At 72.0% G+C, this 15,480-nt stretch carries 16 protein-coding genes; 8 read left to right on the top strand and 8 right to left on the bottom strand.

Translation table 11 applies throughout. The features are described 5' to 3' along the window. Positions 1-8 precede the first annotated feature (8 nt). Entirely contained in the window at positions 9-968 is a 960-nt protein-coding gene (gene nudC / locus AB0K10_RS05175; protein ID WP_363680117.1) for an NAD(+) diphosphatase, read from the top strand. A 126-nt stretch (positions 969-1,094) separates the two neighbouring features. On the opposite strand, the gene AB0K10_RS05170 is transcribed toward nudC, so the two are convergent. The 3 genes from AB0K10_RS05170 to AB0K10_RS05160 all read right to left on the bottom strand — a co-directional run bounded on the left by AB0K10_RS05170 (position 1,095) and on the right by AB0K10_RS05160 (position 2,877). After that, positions 1,095-1,370 (bottom strand): hypothetical protein, encoded by a 276-nt coding sequence (locus AB0K10_RS05170; RefSeq protein ID WP_363680115.1) that lies wholly within the window; start codon positions 1,368-1,370, stop codon positions 1,095-1,097. 212 nt (positions 1,371-1,582) lie between these two features. After that, a complete protein-coding gene (locus AB0K10_RS05165; RefSeq protein ID WP_363680113.1) occupies positions 1,583-1,822 on the bottom strand; it encodes a DUF397 domain-containing protein in 240 nt (79 codons plus the stop codon). A gap of 74 nt (positions 1,823-1,896) precedes the next feature. Beyond that, positions 1,897-2,877, bottom strand: coding sequence for a helix-turn-helix transcriptional regulator (locus tag AB0K10_RS05160; protein ID WP_363680111.1), 981 nt, complete (start codon positions 2,875-2,877; stop codon positions 1,897-1,899). Positions 2,878-3,094: 217 nt separating this feature from the next. Between AB0K10_RS05160 and AB0K10_RS05155 the strand changes: the two genes are divergently transcribed. Then, entirely contained in the window at positions 3,095-4,393 is a 1,299-nt protein-coding gene (locus tag AB0K10_RS05155) for an MFS transporter (protein ID WP_363680109.1), read from the top strand. A 67-nt stretch (positions 4,394-4,460) separates the two neighbouring features. On the opposite strand, the gene AB0K10_RS05150 is transcribed toward AB0K10_RS05155, so the two are convergent. Then, positions 4,461-4,703 (bottom strand): mycoredoxin, encoded by a 243-nt coding sequence (locus AB0K10_RS05150; RefSeq protein WP_363680107.1) that lies wholly within the window; start codon positions 4,701-4,703, stop codon positions 4,461-4,463. 93 nt (positions 4,704-4,796) lie between these two features. Here AB0K10_RS05150 and AB0K10_RS05145 point away from each other — a divergent pair, with 93 nt between their 5' ends. The 3 genes from AB0K10_RS05145 to AB0K10_RS05135 all read left to right on the top strand — a co-directional run bounded on the left by AB0K10_RS05145 (position 4,797) and on the right by AB0K10_RS05135 (position 7,831). Next, positions 4,797-6,962: an ATP-dependent DNA helicase UvrD2 gene (locus AB0K10_RS05145; protein WP_363680105.1), complete on the top strand. Its 2,166-nt coding sequence runs from the start codon at positions 4,797-4,799 to the stop codon at positions 6,960-6,962. A 122-nt stretch (positions 6,963-7,084) separates the two neighbouring features. Next, positions 7,085-7,336, top strand: coding sequence for a hypothetical protein (locus tag AB0K10_RS05140; RefSeq protein ID WP_363680103.1), 252 nt, complete (start codon positions 7,085-7,087; stop codon positions 7,334-7,336). Between the two features lie 129 nt (positions 7,337-7,465). Beyond that, positions 7,466-7,831 carry a WhiB family transcriptional regulator gene (locus tag AB0K10_RS05135; protein WP_007464802.1) on the top strand — a complete coding sequence of 122 codons (366 nt, stop codon included), beginning with the start codon at positions 7,466-7,468 and terminating at the stop codon, positions 7,829-7,831. Positions 7,832-8,138: 307 nt separating this feature from the next. Here the strand turns inward: AB0K10_RS05135 and AB0K10_RS05130 are convergent, their stop codons facing one another. The 3 genes from AB0K10_RS05130 to AB0K10_RS05120 form a co-directional block, all read right to left on the bottom strand. After that, the gene (locus AB0K10_RS05130; protein WP_363680101.1) at positions 8,139-9,485 is read right to left on the bottom strand and encodes an AarF/ABC1/UbiB kinase family protein; all 1,347 of its coding nucleotides are present in this window, start codon (positions 9,483-9,485) and stop codon (positions 8,139-8,141) included. Further along, entirely contained in the window at positions 9,482-10,594 is a 1,113-nt protein-coding gene (locus tag AB0K10_RS05125; protein ID WP_363680099.1) for a hypothetical protein, read from the bottom strand. Before AB0K10_RS05125 ends, AB0K10_RS05130 begins: the two co-directional genes overlap by 4 nt. 208 nt (positions 10,595-10,802) lie before the next feature. Then, positions 10,803-10,970 (bottom strand): DUF5679 domain-containing protein, encoded by a 168-nt coding sequence (locus tag AB0K10_RS05120; RefSeq protein WP_007464795.1) that lies wholly within the window; start codon positions 10,968-10,970, stop codon positions 10,803-10,805. Between the two features lie 526 nt (positions 10,971-11,496). Between AB0K10_RS05120 and AB0K10_RS05115 the strand changes: the two genes are divergently transcribed. Then, on the top strand, positions 11,497-12,027 hold the full coding sequence (locus AB0K10_RS05115; RefSeq protein ID WP_363680097.1) for a M48 family metallopeptidase: 531 nt from the start codon (positions 11,497-11,499) through the stop codon (positions 12,025-12,027). A gap of 152 nt (positions 12,028-12,179) precedes the next feature. Further along, the gene (locus tag AB0K10_RS05110; protein WP_363680095.1) at positions 12,180-12,788 is read left to right on the top strand and encodes a hypothetical protein; all 609 of its coding nucleotides are present in this window, start codon (positions 12,180-12,182) and stop codon (positions 12,786-12,788) included. A 188-nt stretch (positions 12,789-12,976) separates the two neighbouring features. On the opposite strand, the gene AB0K10_RS05105 is transcribed toward AB0K10_RS05110, so the two are convergent. After that, positions 12,977-14,209: a zinc-dependent metalloprotease gene (locus AB0K10_RS05105; protein ID WP_363680515.1), complete on the bottom strand. Its 1,233-nt coding sequence runs from the start codon at positions 14,207-14,209 to the stop codon at positions 12,977-12,979. A 184-nt stretch (positions 14,210-14,393) separates the two neighbouring features. Here AB0K10_RS05105 and AB0K10_RS05100 point away from each other — a divergent pair, with 184 nt between their 5' ends. Next, positions 14,394-15,407: a PDZ domain-containing protein gene (locus AB0K10_RS05100; RefSeq protein WP_363680093.1), complete on the top strand. Its 1,014-nt coding sequence runs from the start codon at positions 14,394-14,396 to the stop codon at positions 15,405-15,407. The last annotated feature ends 73 nt before the right edge of the window (positions 15,408-15,480 follow it).

Below are 15,480 nucleotides of genomic sequence, written 5' to 3'. Positions count from 1 at the left end.
GCCCGGACGTGAGCGGGGAGACGGCGCCGCCGCTGGCACGGTCCACGCTGGATCGCGCGGCGCACCGCCGGGGCGACGCGCAGTGGTTGACCGAAGCGTGGCTGCGCGGCCGGATACTGCTGCTCGACTCGACCGACGGTGGGCGGACGCTCGCCCGTACCGACGCGTCGCCTCCGACGCTTGTGCTGTTCGGCGCGGCCGACGTGCCGGCCGGCGCCGAGTCGACGGCTATGTTCCTCGGCGTCGAGCCGGACGGGGTGCCGGTCTTCGCGCTCGACGCGCCGCTGCCGGCGGTGCCGGGCACCCGGCCGGTCAACCTGCGGGAGGTGGGCCACCTGCTCGGCGACCGGGAGGCCGGCATCTTCACCACGGCGCTGGCGCTGCTCAACTGGCACACCCGGCACGGCTACTCGACGGCGACCGGTGCGCCGACAGTGATGGACGAGGCCGGCTGGTCCCGGGTGGATCGCGACGGCGGGCGGATCTGGCCGCGTACCGACCCGGCGATGATCGTGCTGGTGCACGACGGCGTGGACGGCCCCGAGGGCCGCTGCCTGCTCGGCAACAACGCCGGTTGGCCGGGCACCCCGGGCGGTCGGCGCTACTCGTGCCTTGCCGGGTACGTCGAGCCGGGGGAGTCGGCGGAGGCCGCCGTACTGCGCGAGGTCCGCGAGGAGGTGGGCATCTCCGTCGAGCGGATCGGGTACGTCGGCAGCCAGGCCTGGCCGTTCCCGGGCTCGCTGATGCTGGGCTTCCTGGCCACCGCGGACCCGGCGGATCCGGTGCGGGTCGACCCGTCCGAGATCGCCTACGCCCGGTGGTTCACCCGTGCGGAGATCGGGGCCGCGTGTGCGGGGAGAGCCGTGGACGTGGGGGACGGGGCTCGGCTGATCCTGCCGCCGCCGTCGTCGATCGCGTTGTTCCTCGTCCACCGTTGGCTGGACGGGTGGGTGGACGCCGACCGCTGAGCACGGTCCCGGCCCGTGGCTGCCGTTGCCGCGGCGGTCACGGGCCGGGAACACGGGCCGCCGTGGTCGGTGGGAGCGAATGACGCGGCGGGGGAGCCGAGCCGACCACGACGGACGTCTGGTGGGTCAGGTGCCGGTGCGGCCGGGTCTGCGCCGGAACGCGGGCCGCGGCTCGCGGAGCGGCAGGACCTTGACCCGTTGCTTGCCGGCTCGCACCGCGCCGACCGAAGACAGTGCCCGGGCCAGCAGCAACGCGGCGTCCCGGTCCTCGGCGTGTACGGTCTGCCGGCGCGGCTCGGGCGTGGTCGTCTCGTCGCGGAGGCGATGGCCCTCGGCCCACGCGGCGGCGATGTCCCCGTCGGCGACGGTGCGGATGTCGGTGCGAACGATCAGGAACCGCATAAGGGTCTCCGGATGAACCGCGACGAATGAGCCAGTGTGGAAGTTCCACGTTCTCGTGGGTCATGTTACGCCCCGTGTTCATCCCAGCAAGTGAAACGCGCCTATTGGTTCCGAGCCTCGTCCGATCGGCGGATGCCTGGTCAGCGGGGTCGTCGTCGGACACGACGACGGGGCCGCCGGCACATGCCGACGGCCCCGCCCGGTCGGGAGGATCAGTTCAGATCGAACTGGCCCGTCTTCGCTCCGGTGATGAAGCCGAGCCAGCCGGCCCGGTTGAACAGCAGCACCGGGCCGCCCCGGTCCTTGCTGTCGCGCAGCGCGACAGCCGACGGGCCGGTGCCCAGGGGGGCCACCTCCACGCAGTTGGAGGTCTGGCTGCGTGTGCTGGTGCGCCACGGGGCGTCCGCCAACAAGCTGGCGGAGACGGACGGCGTGTTGTGGATGTCGTTCATGGCTCTGCTCCTGGTGTGAACCGATCCGATGGGACGAGTGGTGCCGCACGCCCCGACGGAGGGTCCCCCGTGGATCACCGATCCGTCAGTCGCCCCGAATCCCTGCGGCGTTGGGTCGGCGCCGTTGCCGGCCCGAACGCCACTGTGGATGGGGGTGTCGCCCCGGTCGGCCGTCCCGTCGCCTCGATCAGCCAGGAGAGGGTGTCCGAGGCGTCAAGTGCCGCCGTGCATAGCCACTCGAACACCACTTTATAGCGATTTAGCGTGATTGACTCGGTCGACATGACGTCCTTGAACCCCCCTTCGATGGCCAATGTCTCCGGATCGAGCGGATCGGCGAACCGATAGAGGGAGAAGGCGGTCGGCGGAAGGTACCAATCGCCGATCTGCGTGTCCCGCAGAAGCAGATGCAGCGTCACGTTGGGCAGCTGGGCCAGCTCACACAACTGGACCAACTGCTCGTGCAGCACCTCGGGTGGGCCGGCCCGGCGACCGAGGGCCGCCTCCTCCAGCACGGCGGTGTAGCTCGGCGCGTGCGGCTCCCGGGTCAGCAGCAACTGGCGGGCCAACCGGGCCTGCACCTCGGTCTCCGGCTCCTCGGCCGGGTCCGGTTCGCCGGCGCCCTCGCTCACCTGGCGGGCCGAGAGGATCCGGACCTGCGCGTACCCGGCGGTCTGCAGCAGGCCCGGCACCAGAACCGGGTTGTACTCGGAGATCTCCGCGCAGCCCGCCTCAAGCTCGGCCCAGCTGCGCTGCTGCTGTGTCATCACCGGGAAGTTCTTCAACCAGCCACGCATGTCGCCGGCCCCACCGGTGATCCCGAGCAGCTCCTCGCGTAACGCGGCGTCGGCCCCGTAGAGGTCGAGCAGAACGCCGACATCCTGCGGATCCGGACGGCTGCGGCCATTCTCCAGGCGGGACAGTTTGGACGCGGACGCCCAACCGATCCGTTCGATAACCTGGTCGCCGGTGAGGCCTGCGGCTTCGCGCAGGCTGCGCAGTTCGATGCCCAACCGTCGACGACGCATGATCGGGCTGGGTGCGGCAGGAGGCACAGTGTCCTCTTTCCCGTCGACCGCCGCAGACGCGACGGTAACTGTATGAAATTCGCCCCCCACGGTCAGTATGGACGGCGCGACCGGCGTCGGAGGTCCGGCGGGGGCGTGTCTTACCCAAAAAATGAACCATGGGATTCCCGGACGACGACGGACCCGTGGTCCCAGCCCCGTCGACCGCGCCCAGCCGGGCATGCCATCCCGCCGGAGTGACCCCATGCGTACCGTCCTGCGCCGCCCCGACTTCCGCCTGCTGTTCGGTGGCCTGCTGGCCAGCATGACCGCCGAGTCGATCCTGCTGCTCGCGCTCGCCATCTGGGTCAAGGATCTGACCGGCTCCAACGGGCTCGCCGGAGGCATCATCTTCGCCGTCGTCGCCCCGATGACGTTGGCGCCGCTTGTCGGCTGGTTCGTCGACCGGTACCCGCGCCGTCCCTTCTTCGTGACCGCGAACGTGGTCACCGCACTGCTGCTCGTCCCGTTGTTCACGGTCCGCGACGCGGGCGACGTCTGGCTCGTCTACCTGGTCGCCGCCCTGTACGGCCTGTCGTCCATCACGCTCGGCGCGGCGCTCAGCGGGTTGATCCGACAGTTGGTGCCTGTGGAACTGCTCGCCGAGGCGAACGGGGTGTTGCAGACCGTACGCCAGGGGCTGCGGCTGGTCGGCCCGCTGGCCGGCGCGGCGCTCTACGCGGCGCTCGGCGGGTGGGTGCTGGCCGGGATCGGCATGGTCGGCTTCGTGACGGCGGCCGCGGTGGTGACCGCGGTGCCGAGCCCGGCGCCGACGACGCCGACCGTACGGCTGCGTTGGCCCGCCGAGCTGGGCGCCGGCCTGCGGCACCTGACCGGTGAGCCGGCGCTGCGCCGGGCCCTGCTCGGCTACGGGCTCGGATCGCTGGTGATGGGCTTCAGCGAATCGCTGATCTTCGCCTACGTCGACCAGGGGTTGGATCGGGACGCCGCGTTCGTGGGCGTGCTGGTCATGGTGCAGGGCGTCGGTGGACTGCTCGGCGGGCTCTGCTCACCGACGCTGGTCCGCCGACTGGGTGAGATCGGCACGCTGGCCGCCGGGGTGGCCTTCTTCTCGCCGGCCGCGCTCGCGCTCGCGTACCCCGACCTGCGCGTCGGGTTCGTGGCGGTGCTGCTGGCCGGCGTCTCGCTGCCGCTGACGATGGTCGGCCTGCACACGCTGATCCAGCGCCGTACGCCTCCCGGGCTGGTCGGACGGGTCGCGGCGGCAACCCAGGCGCTGGTCAGCGGCCCGCAGGCGCTCTCCATCGGCACCGGCGCCCTGCTGGTCGGCGTCCTGGACTACCGGGCCCTGTTCCTGCTGGTAGGGGTGGCCACGCTGGCCGCCGGCGTCTATCTCTGGCGCGGCCGGCACCTGAGCGCGCCGGCCGGCGGCCGTGGACCGACGCCGCCGCCCCGCCCGACGCTCCCCGCGCCGCGCCGCCCGGTCGACGCCGACATCGACGCGCCGGTGGCCACGGGACTGCGGCGGCAGCCCCGGCAGTGACGGATGTCGGACACGACGAACGGCCGCCCGGATGGGGCGGCCGTTCGTCGAGAGGTGACCCGGCCGGTCAGGCGGTGAGGGTCGCCAGGTGCTGCTTGACCTGTGTGATCGAGGGGTTGGTCAGGGCGCTGCCGTCGTCGAAGCGCAGCGTGGGCACCGTCTGGTTGCCGCCGTTGACGCTCATTACGAACTCCGCGGCCTCCGGGTCCCGCTCGATGTCGACCACCTCGTAGCCGATGCCCTCCCGGTCGAGCTGCGACTTCAGCCGGTGGCAGTAGCCGCACCAGGGGGTGGAATACATCGTCAGCATGGTCGGATCCTCCAACTCCTCTGACCGCCGGCTTGCGGATCAAGCCGAGGCTGTTCGCTACAACGTCCGGAGGAGCTGAGATGATTCCTGGTTGTGGTGGTTCACTCAGCGTCGGAACAGGTGCTCGCCGGGCTCGACCCGGAGCAGCGCTCCGCGGTGACCGCACCCGCCGGTCCGGTCTGCATTCTCGCCGGCGCCGGCACCGGCAAGACCCGCGCGATCACCTCCCGGATCGCCCACCGGGCGCTCTCCGGGGAGATCTCCCCCCGGCACGTGCTCGCGGTCACCTTCACCGCCCGCGCCGCCGCCGAGATGCGTAGTCGGCTCACCGTGCTCGGGGTGGGCGGCGTCCAGGCGCGGACCTTTCACGCCGCGGCGTTGCGGCAGGTGCGGTACTTCGCCCCCCGCCTGCTGGCGGGCCGGGCCATGCCCGAGCTGCTGGACAGCAAGGTGCGGCTGGTCACCCTCGCCGCCGCCCGGGTGGGCCTGCGGACCGACCGGGCGGCCGCGCGGGACCTGGCCGGCGAGATCGAGTGGGCCAAGTCGTCGCTCGTCGAGCCGGGGGACTACGTCGTGTCGGCGGCCCGGGCGCTGCGCGACACCCCGCACGAGCCGGCGAAGGTCGCCGAGGTGTTCACCGCGTACGAGCAGCTCAAACGCTCCAACGGGGTGATCGACTTCGAGGACATGCTGCGGGCCGCGGTGTGGGGCATCGAGGAACACCCGGACGTCGGCGAGCAGATCCGCACCCAGTACCGACACTTCGTGGTCGACGAGTACCAGGACGTCAACCCCCTCCAGCAGCGGCTGCTGGAGGCCTGGCTGGCCGGCCGCGACGACCTGACAGTGGTCGGCGACGCCAGCCAGACCATCTACTCCTTCACGGGGGCGACCTCGGCGTACCTGGTCGACTTCCCCCGCCGGCACCGCAACGCCACTGTCGTCCGGCTGGTCCGCGACTACCGCTCCACCCCGCAGGTCGTCGGGCTGGCCAACGCGGTGATCTCCCAGGCCCGGGGCACCGAGGCCCGGCTGCGGCTGGAGCTGAGCGGGCAGCGCCCCCCGGGACCGGAACCCGACCTGCGGATCTTCACCGACGAGCCGGCCGAGGCGAACGCGGTGGCCGCGCGCTGCCGGTCGCTTGTCGACACGGGCACCCCGGCGAAGGAGATCGCCGTGCTGTTCCGGGTCAACGCGCAGTCCGAGGCGTACGAGAAGGCGCTCACCGAGGCCGGCGTCCCGTACGTGGTGCAGGGCGCGGAGCGGTTCTTCGAACGTGCCGAGGTGCGCCAGGCGATGGTCGCCCTGCGGTCGGCCACCCGCTCGATCCCGGGGGAGACGCCGTTGCCGACCGCCGTGATCGAGGCGCTCACCGCTGTCGGCTGGGCCCGCGACGCGCCCCCGGCCGGCGGCGCCGCCCGCGAGCGCTGGGAGGCGCTGTCCGCGCTGGTCCAGCTCTCCGAGGAGTACGCGGCCACCCCCGAGGTGGTGCCGATCGGCGAGGCCGCGTCGGTGGAGCGCCCGGTCACCCTCACCGACTTCACCGAGGAGCTGGCCCGGCGGGCCGCCCAGCAGCACGTGCCGACGGTGGACGGGGTCACGTTGGCGTCGCTGCACTCGGCCAAGGGGCTGGAGTGGGACGCCGTCTTCCTGGTCGGCCTCGCCGAGGGCACCCTGCCCACCACGTACGCCAAGACCGTCGAGCAGGTCGAGGAGGAGCGCCGGCTGCTCTACGTCGGAATCACCCGCGCGCGGCAGTGGCTCTGGCTGTCGTACGCCGCCGCGCGCTCGCCGGGCGGGCGGGCCCGGCGGCCGTCGCGGTTCCTGCCCCAGCTGGACCGCTCCGGCGGCACCGAGCGGGCCGGCGCCTCCGCCGGTCCCGCGCGCCGTCCCGAACGACGCCGGACGCAGATCGTGTCCTGCCGGATCTGCGGCGCCACCCTGCTCGCCGGCCCCGACCGCAAGCTGGGTCGATGCCCCACCTGCCCGTCCGACATCGACGATGAGCTGCACGAACGACTGCGCGAGTGGCGGCAGCGGGTGGCCGGCGCGCAGAAGGTCCCGGCGTACGTGGTGTTCACCGACGCCACATTGACCGCGCTCGCGGAGCGGCGTCCCGGCCGGCCGGAAGAGTTGATCGCCATCGCCGGTATCGGCCCTCGCAAACTGGGCCTCTACGGGGAGTCGGTGCTGGCGCTCGTGCAGGGCGCGGGGGTGGACGACGTCTGCCCGGAGAAAACTTTCGAAATCTCGTCGTAAATTCGTTTGCCCTCGCCCCGGGGCGAGGAATAGCCTCAGAACACACCACGCGAGCGGCGCCATTCCGGCTGCTCACGGGGGTTGGTCCAGTCGATTCGAGGAACGTGAGGGAGGTGGCCACCGTGGAGATCTTCACCTATGAGCGTCTGACGGCGATGCCGTCTGTCCACGCTCCGCTGTCGGCTGTCCGGGTGGCCCTCGCGGCCGCACGACCGTCGGTTCCGCAGGTGCACCAGGTTCAGGCCGAGCTGATCCTGGCCGTCGCACCGAATGCCGGAGTCGAGGGGACCAGTGGCAGCACGGGCATGGACATCAATGGCGCCAAGAAGCGTACGGATGTCCGCGGCGTTCCACCTCGAGGTAGACCAGTCTGATTCTCAGACACCGGCTCACCTCGAGGCCGCGGAACCCGCTACCGGGATCCGCGGCCTCAGTTTTTTGCCCCGCCGAAGTACGTCGGAATGCGATCCACGAGATCGAAGTGAGAGAGAGGTGACCGGGAGATGAGTCTGGCGTTGGCCCCCCTCGATGTGAGCGTCGAGCTGGAGGCGAACCTGCCCTGCCGGAAGTTCGACCCCGACCTGTGGTTCTCCGACTCGCCTGCCGAGCTCGAGCTGGCCAAGTCGCTCTGCGGGGACTGCCCGCTGCGCGTCGAGTGCCTGGCCGGGGCGGTGGAGCGAGCGGAGCCGTGGGGCGTCTGGGGCGGCGAGATCTTCGAGCGTGGCGCGGTCGTCCCGCGCAAGCGGCCCCGTGGCCGTCCGCGCAAGGAGGACGTCGCTCGTGACGCCGAGCTCCGGGTCGAGGCCGAGGCGCGCCTGGCGGCCAGTGGGCTGTCCGAGGTGCGTGGCGCGGTCCGGCTGGCAGCCTGACATGTTCCCGACCCGTACCAACTACGCCGGTGGCACACCGGCAGTGAGTGAGAAAACGATGTTGAACGTTCCGAGTGGAGCCTTCGAGATGCAACTACTCCACGAAGCGTTGACCAGGGCTCGAATGCGCCGGCCTCAGGCCGGTCGTACCACCACGAGCACTGAGGCAACCCGATCCGCCCGTACCGTCGCCATGAACAGCCGCAACCAGTCGGCGCGCGACCTGGGCGTTCTCTAGTACCACCCCAACTCAGAAGGGCGGGTGCCGACCGGCACCCGCCCTTCGTGACGTCCCGACCCGGCCCGCTCAGGCCACCGGCGCGAAGCCCGGCAGCCAGCGCTCCAGGATGCTCCGGTACGGCGCCTTCGCCTCCAACTGGCAGAGCACACCGATGGACCCGAGCGTCACCCGGTGGATGAGCAGGTACGACGGTGGCAGGTTGAGCTGCCTGCTCAGCTGGTAGGTGGGGGAGCGAGGGCTGGCCAGTCGACCCGCCTCGGCCCGCAGCCAGGCCCGGGTGAAGCGGAACCCGTCGGCCGCGATGGGCTCCAGCATCGGGCGGAGGAAGTCGAGGACACCCTCGGCGTCGATCTCGTCGGTGGCACCGATGAACCCCTCGTCCCGCAGGCCCGCCACCACCCCGTCCGCGTCGCCGCGCAGGGCACGCCCGGCGATGCGGCCGATCGGCTCCGGAGTGCCCTCGGGCATCCGGGCCACCGCACCGAAGTCGATCACCCCGAGCCGGCCGTCGGGCAGCAGCCGGAAGTTTCCCGGGTGCGGGTCGGCGTGCAGGAGGCCGGCCCGCTGCGGCGCGGAGAGGTGCAACGTGGCCATGAGTCGGCCGGCCTCGTCCCGCTGCTCCTCGGTGCCCTCCCGGATGATGTCGGCGAGCGGTGTGCCCGTCACCCACTCGGTGACCAACACCCGGGGCGACGCGGAGACCACCTCCGGGATGAAGATCTCCGGATCGTCGGCGTACGCGGCGGCGAAGGTGCGCTGCGACTCGGCCTCGAGCTCGTAGTCCAGCTCCTCGGTGATCCGCTCCCGCAACTCGACGAGGAGGGGCTTGACGTCGAGGCCGGGCTGGATCGCCCGGAACATCCCGCCCAGCCGGGAGAGCTGCTTGAGGTCGGAGAGCAGCGCGTCACCGGCGCCCGGATATTGGATCTTGACGGCCACGTCGCGGCTGTTCGGCTCGCCGGACGGGCCGTACCCCGGCTCACGCCACCGCGCCCGGTGCACCTGACCGATGCTGGCCGCCGCCGCCGGAGTGTCGTTGAACTCGACGAACCGATCGCGCCAGTCCGGGCCGAGCTGCTCGGCGAGCACCTTGTGCACGCTCGCGGCCGGCAGCGGCGGCGCGGCCTCCTGAAGTTTGGTCAGCGCCTGCCGGTACGGCGCCGCGATCTCCTCCGGCAGTGCGGCCTCGAAGACCGACAACGCCTGGCCGAACTTCATCGCCCCGCCCTTGAGCTGGCCCAACACGCTGAACAGCTGCTCGGCGGTACGCTGCTGGATCTCCGCGGAGATCACGTCGGAGGCGAGCCCGGTGACGCGCTTACCCATGCCGAGGACGGTCCGGCCGGCGAAGCCGAGCGGCAGAGCGGCGAGCTTGGCGGTCCGGGACACGGCCCGGCGCGGGATGTCGGTCACTTCGCCATTGTTACCGACCGGAGGGCTCCGCTGCTGCTCTGCGGCCGGGCTGGTGCGTACACCCGGCTCGTCGAGCACCCGCACGCCGGGTGCGGCGGCCAACCTCGGCGGCGGAACCGGCCCGCTCCGGTGATCTCCATGGCGCCGCCCAGCGTCTCGGGGTGACCGCCGTCGAGGTGCGCCAGAGCCTCCGCCACCGCGTACCCGATGGCCGCGAGCAGGGTGCCGGTCGAGCCAGCGGCCACCGGCTCGGCCGCGGCGAGTTGGGCCGCGAGCCCCGGCCAGGCCGGGTCGCGGTCGGCGCGATGCAGCTCGACGCAGCGCAGACAGGGGCCGGCAGGTGGGCGGACCAACGGCCCGATGACCGGTACGCCCTCGCGGAGGGTCACCAGCAGGTGCGGTTGACGGCGCTGGGCGAGACCGGCGGCGAGCAACGCGGGCGGACGGTCCGCGCCGAGCTGGACCACCAGGTCAACCCGGGTGGCCCGGACCGGGTGGGTGCCGGTTCCCGGTGCCGCGCGGTCGACCGCCGTCCGGATCGCCGGGGCCAGCGGCCGGCCCAGCTCGGTGGCGGGGATGCCCGTCCCGACCAGGTCGACTGGCCGCACCGGGCCGGTGAGCTGTGGGATCACCTGCCCGACACCGGCCTGGGCCAGCGCGATCGCCAGCGGGCCGCCGAGCGCACCGGCGCCGGTGAGCAGCACCCGGGCCGCCCGTCGGCGACGCAGGACCTGTGCGGGAGTGCCGGGCAGCCGGGCCGCGACCAGGGCCAACGCTCCGGCTTCGCCGGCGAGCCGGGCGCGGACCGGCCCGGCCAGGTCGCGGGGGAGCAGGCTGTGCGCCGGCACCAACAGGCCCGCCGACCGCAGGGCGTCCAGCAGCGTACGTGCGTCGTCGGTGGCGACCTGGGCCACGCTCGCCTGGGTCAGCACGTCCCGCTCGCTGCGGGTGCCGTCCAGCAGATCGAGCACGGCGGCGGTACGCGGATTGGCCAGCTCCACCAGCACTGCGGGCCCGGGACCGACACCGATCTGGAGGGTGTGCCGATCCCGCCAGAGCCGGCTGAGGCCGGGAAGAAGCGTGGGGCGGGGCAGCGCGCTAGGGCTCATGGTGACGAATCGTGACCGCTTCCCTGCGCTCGGTCGATCGTTGTCCACAGGCCTTCGAGGCCGTATCCAGCCTTGTCCACAGGATCTGCCGGGTTATCCACAGGCCGCCGGATGTGGTGTCGCGCACCCGACAGGTCGCCTGCCCCGGGACGTCAACGGGGGGCGGGACGGCCGTGCGGCCGTCCCGCCCCCCGTTGATCCGTACGGGTCAGACCTTCGCCTTGCCGAGAATCCGGTTCACTGTTGTGCCGCAAACCGGACACTTGCCTTTGGCCATGTTCATACCGGTCTTCGAGACCTCCACGTGCCCCTCGAAGTCCCGCTTCTCCTTGCACTTCACGCAGTAACCGTTGTAGGTCTGGGCCTGGTCGGCCACGGTGCCCTCCTCGTCTCGTCCGCCGGTCAATACGGTCCCGGCGGGTTGCCCTGCGGCGGGCCACACGGGGCGCCGGCGCTGGGTCTCACTCCACGGCCACCTTCGTGACCGCTGGTCCGCGGACCCTACCCAGGTCTGGGCGGTTCCATGTCAGCTGTGCATCGACACTGTGAGCAAGTCGACGTCGAGAGTGTGCATGGCGAAATAGGTCGGATAAGTCAGTTTGGCGGGGACACGCCGACCAAACCCTCACAGCCACCCGTGCGAGTGCCCCTGCGGCTGCACCGAGGACGGTGATCACCTACGGTGGAGGGGTGCCGCCCGGCATCGCTCCACCGCCGTACACGGTGGGTGACGAGACGGCCCGGCGGCGTCCCGGTGACCGCCGGCCCAAGAAATTTTCGGGACGGTGGGCGACCAATCACCATTTTTTGGGCGCGTGTCGTGCGGTTGACTCTTGCGGACCCCTGGTCAGTACGCATTAGCTTTCCTTCGTGACACGTAGCCGAGGCTGCGCGGGCCAGTGATGGCGGGGACGCGTAAGCCGGTCGTCGAGGTGCGGCGCAGCCAGCGTCGGCGACGCACGGTGTCTGCGTACCGTGACGGTGAGCGGGTGGTCGTCCTCATCCCCGACCAGTTCTCCCGAGCCGAGGAGAGCGAGTGGGTCGACCGCATGTTGGCGCGACTCGCCGCCCGCGAGGGCCGGCTCGCCCGGTCGGACGACGAACTGGTCGCCCGCGCCACCCGCCTGATCGACCTCTACCTCGGCGGGTACGGCGCGAAGGCGGTGCCCGCCAGCGTCCGCTGGGTCACCAACCAGAACGGCCGCTGGGGCTCCTGCACCCCCGCCGACCGCAGCATCCGCATCTCGCACCGTGTCCAGGACATGCCCGACTGGGTCATCGACTACGTGCTGCTGCACGAGCTGACCCACCTCATCGTGCCCAGCCACAACGCCCGCTTCTGGGCGCTGGTCGGTCGCTACCCCAAGTCGGAACGCGCCCGCGGCTACCTCGAGGGCGTCGCCGCCGCCTCCTGCGCCCCCGTCCCCACCTGATCCACAGACCCCGAGTCTCCAGCACGTGATCGGCCTAGATCGACTCGTGTTCCTGAAAACCGCGCTGTCGATGCCTTCCGAATACCACGATTTCAAGGAAGGCGAGCCGATCACCGTGCGGCTGTGGTCGGGGTGGGCGCTAGGGTCGGGGGGTGGCACGACGGGTGGTAGTGGCGTTGCTCGGGCCGGTTTCCTGGTCACCGCCGGGCGTCGACCGGGCCGAATGGCGAGCGGCTCTCGCAGAAGACGTCATCGACCTGTTCGCCACGCTCAACGAGGTGGAGGTCGCGGTCGCGGTCACCCCCGCCGACCGAGCCCTCGCCGACGCGTTGGTCTGGCCCGGCACGGCGGTGTACGAGGTGGCCGAGCCGACGCCGAACGCCGTGTTCGCCGCGTTGGACGGCTACGACCAGGCGGCCGTGCTCTCCGCTGACGTGCCCGACCTGCCCGCGCTGACCGTCGGCAAGCTGCTGCGTCCGCTCACCACCCGGTCGGTGGCCGTCGCTCCGGTGGAGGGCGGCGGCCCGGGTCTGCTCGGAGTGGCCGTACGACTGCCCGTGCCGGAGTGGCTGCCCCCGCTCGACCTGGACACGGCGACGCCGGCCGACGCCCGAGCCGGTGCTCCCGCGCCCGGGGACGTCGCCGTCACGGCCGGCTGGCGGCGGCAGCGCGGCCCGGCCGACCTCGCCGCTCTGGATCCGGCCTTCGAGGGCTGGGAGGCCACCCGCGCGCTGCTGTCCGGCTCGGGCCGCCCGACCTGACCAGGCAACACGCGCTCCTCCCGCTGGTCGGCGGTTCGGGCTGGTCGGCGGCGGCGCGCTGCGCCGGCGTTCCGGCTGGTCGGCAACCGAGCGCCCCACTCGATCAGCCGCTTCGCTGATCGGCAACCCGGGGGCGGACGCGCGCCGGATGCCCGCCACCGCGTGGCGCGGGCACCCGGACGTGTGCGTCAGGCCTTGCTGTCGCCGTCGGAGTTGGTGTCGCCCTCGGTCTCGTCGGGCTGGCCCGGGGCCTTCTCCGGGGCCCCACCGGGCGCCGTGAAGTCGAAGCTGTCGAGCTCGCTCAGGTCCATGTCGTTCATCGCGAAGGCCACCGGGTCGGCGAAGTCGTCGTCCGACGGGAGCAGGTCGGGGTGGCCCCAGACGGCGTCCCGGCCTTCGATACCGCGGTGCTCGGTGAGCGCCGCCCACAGGGCCGCCGCCTCGCGCAGCCGGCGCGGACGCAGCTCCAGGCCGACGAGCGCGGCGAAGGTCTGCTCGGCGGGGCCGCCGGCGGCCCGGCGGCGACGGAACGCCTCGCCCAGCCGGACGACGTTGGGCAGGCGGTCCTTTGCCGCGCTGTCCACCACGTGGCACACCCAGCCCTCGACCAGGGCCAACGCGGTCTCCAGCCGGGCCAGCGAGGCCTTCTGCGCCGGGCTGTCCTCAGGGGTGAAGATGCCTTCCAGGGCGATCGCCTGCATCGACTCGGGGTCGGTCGGGTCGACGCGGCCCATCGCCTCCTCGATCGCCTCACGGTTGACCCGGATGCCCGAGGCGTACATCTCCACGGCGCTGAGCACGTGCCCGCGCAGCCACGGGACGTGCTGGAACAGCCGCTGGTGGGCGGCCTCGCGCAGCGCCACGTAGAGGCGTACCTCGTCCTCGGGCAGCTCCAGGCCCTCGCCGTACGCGCGGATGTTGGCCGGGATCAGCGCGGCCGTGCCGGCCGGGCCGAGCGGCAGCCCGATGTCGCCGGCGGAGAGCACCTCCGCGGCGAGCGAGCCGAGGGCCTGGCCCAGCTGACCGCCGAAGAGCGCGCCACCGAGGCTGGCGACCATCGACTGCATCGGGCCGAGCTGGGCGCGCGCCTCCGGCGGCACCAGGTCACCCATCGCGCCGACCATCCGGCTGGCCACCGGATCGCAGAGCTTGCGCCACACGTCGAGCGTCTTGAAGATCCACTCATTGCGGTTCCAGGCGACCGGGGACTGGATGCCCGACGGCCAGGACGAGGCCGGCTCCAACCACAGGTCGGCCAGGCGCAATGCCTCCTCGACCGCGTTGCGCTCGTACGGGGAGACCGCCGGGTCGCCTGCGGCGGCGAGTTGACTGGCCGCCACCTGCCGGGCCAGGTCCCAGTTGACCGGCCCGCTGCCCGGCGCCGAGAGCAGGTGCTGCAACTGCGACATGAACTGCTGCATCTGCGCGGGATCGTTGGGGTCTGGTGGTTGACCACCCGGGAGCGCGAAACCGAACGGAATATCAGGCACGACGTCTACGGTACGCGGGCCGCGCCCCAGGTAGCCGCCGCTGGCGTTGCGCTGAGGGCGAAGTCGCACGCCGCATCCGTCGGGCGGGACCCGAGCAATCGGTACGCTCTGGCGCATGAGACGTCGCGGCCTGACGGTCCTGCTCGGTGCCCTGTTCACCGCCCTGCTGAGCATCGGGGTGCTCCGGGTGCCGATCCCGTACGTGGTGCTCGGCCCGGGCCCGACGGTCAACACCCTCGGCACGGCCGACGGCAAGGAGGTCATCCAGGTCACCGGCCGGGAGACGTCCACGTCGGCGGGCCAGCTCCGGCTGACGACCGTGGGGGTGCAGCCAACGGTGCGGCTCCGCTCGGCGATCGCCGGCTGGTTCTCCGACGACGAGGCGGTGGTGCCGCGTGAGCTGGTCTACCCGCCGGGGGAGTCGACCGAGCAGGTCGAGCAGCGCAACGCCGAGGACTTCAAGGTCTCGCAGACCAGCGCCGAGACCGCCGCGCTGCGTGAGCTGGGCTTCCCGGTGCAGGTGGTGATCAAGACGGTCGCCGCCGACGGTCCGTCCGCCGGGGTGCTCAAGGTCGGCGACGTGGTCACCTCGGTGGACGGCCAGCCGGTGCCGGTGGCCGCCAAGGTCACCGAGTTGATCCGGGCCAAGCCGTCCGGTACGGCCCTGCGGATCGACTACACGCGCGACGGCGCGGCGGCCACCGCGACGGTGACGAGCCGCGAGCAGGACGGCCGGCCGCGGATCGGCGTCGAGATCGACCAGCAGCAGCCGCACCCGTTCACGCTCGGCATCGACCTGGGGGACATCGGTGGCCCGAGCGCCGGCCTGATGTTCGCCCTGGGCATCGTGGACAAGCTGACACCGGCCGACCTCACCGGGGGGAAGGTCATCGCGGGCACCGGCACCATCGACGACGAGGGCACTGTCGGCCCGATCGGCGGGATCGCCCAGAAGCTGGTCGGTGCGAAGCATGCCGGGGCCAAGGTCTTCCTCGTGCCGGCCGACAACTGCGCCGAGGCGGTCCGCAATCCGCAGCCCGACCTGCCGTTGCTGAAGGTGGGCTCGCTGGACGAGGCGCTTACCGCTCTGGAGACGCTGCGCGCCGGTGGTCAGCCGACCCGCTGCTGACCCGCCTGACCGTGCCCCGACACGTTCAGAAACACCCCGTACTCTGGGTGCCTGATCGGAGCCGATCACATCG

This window comes from Micromonospora sp. NPDC049274, from assembly GCF_040678875.1.
Taxonomy (GTDB): domain Bacteria; phylum Actinomycetota; class Actinomycetes; order Mycobacteriales; family Micromonosporaceae; genus Micromonospora.
This window is presented reverse-complemented; position numbering and strand designations above follow the sequence as displayed.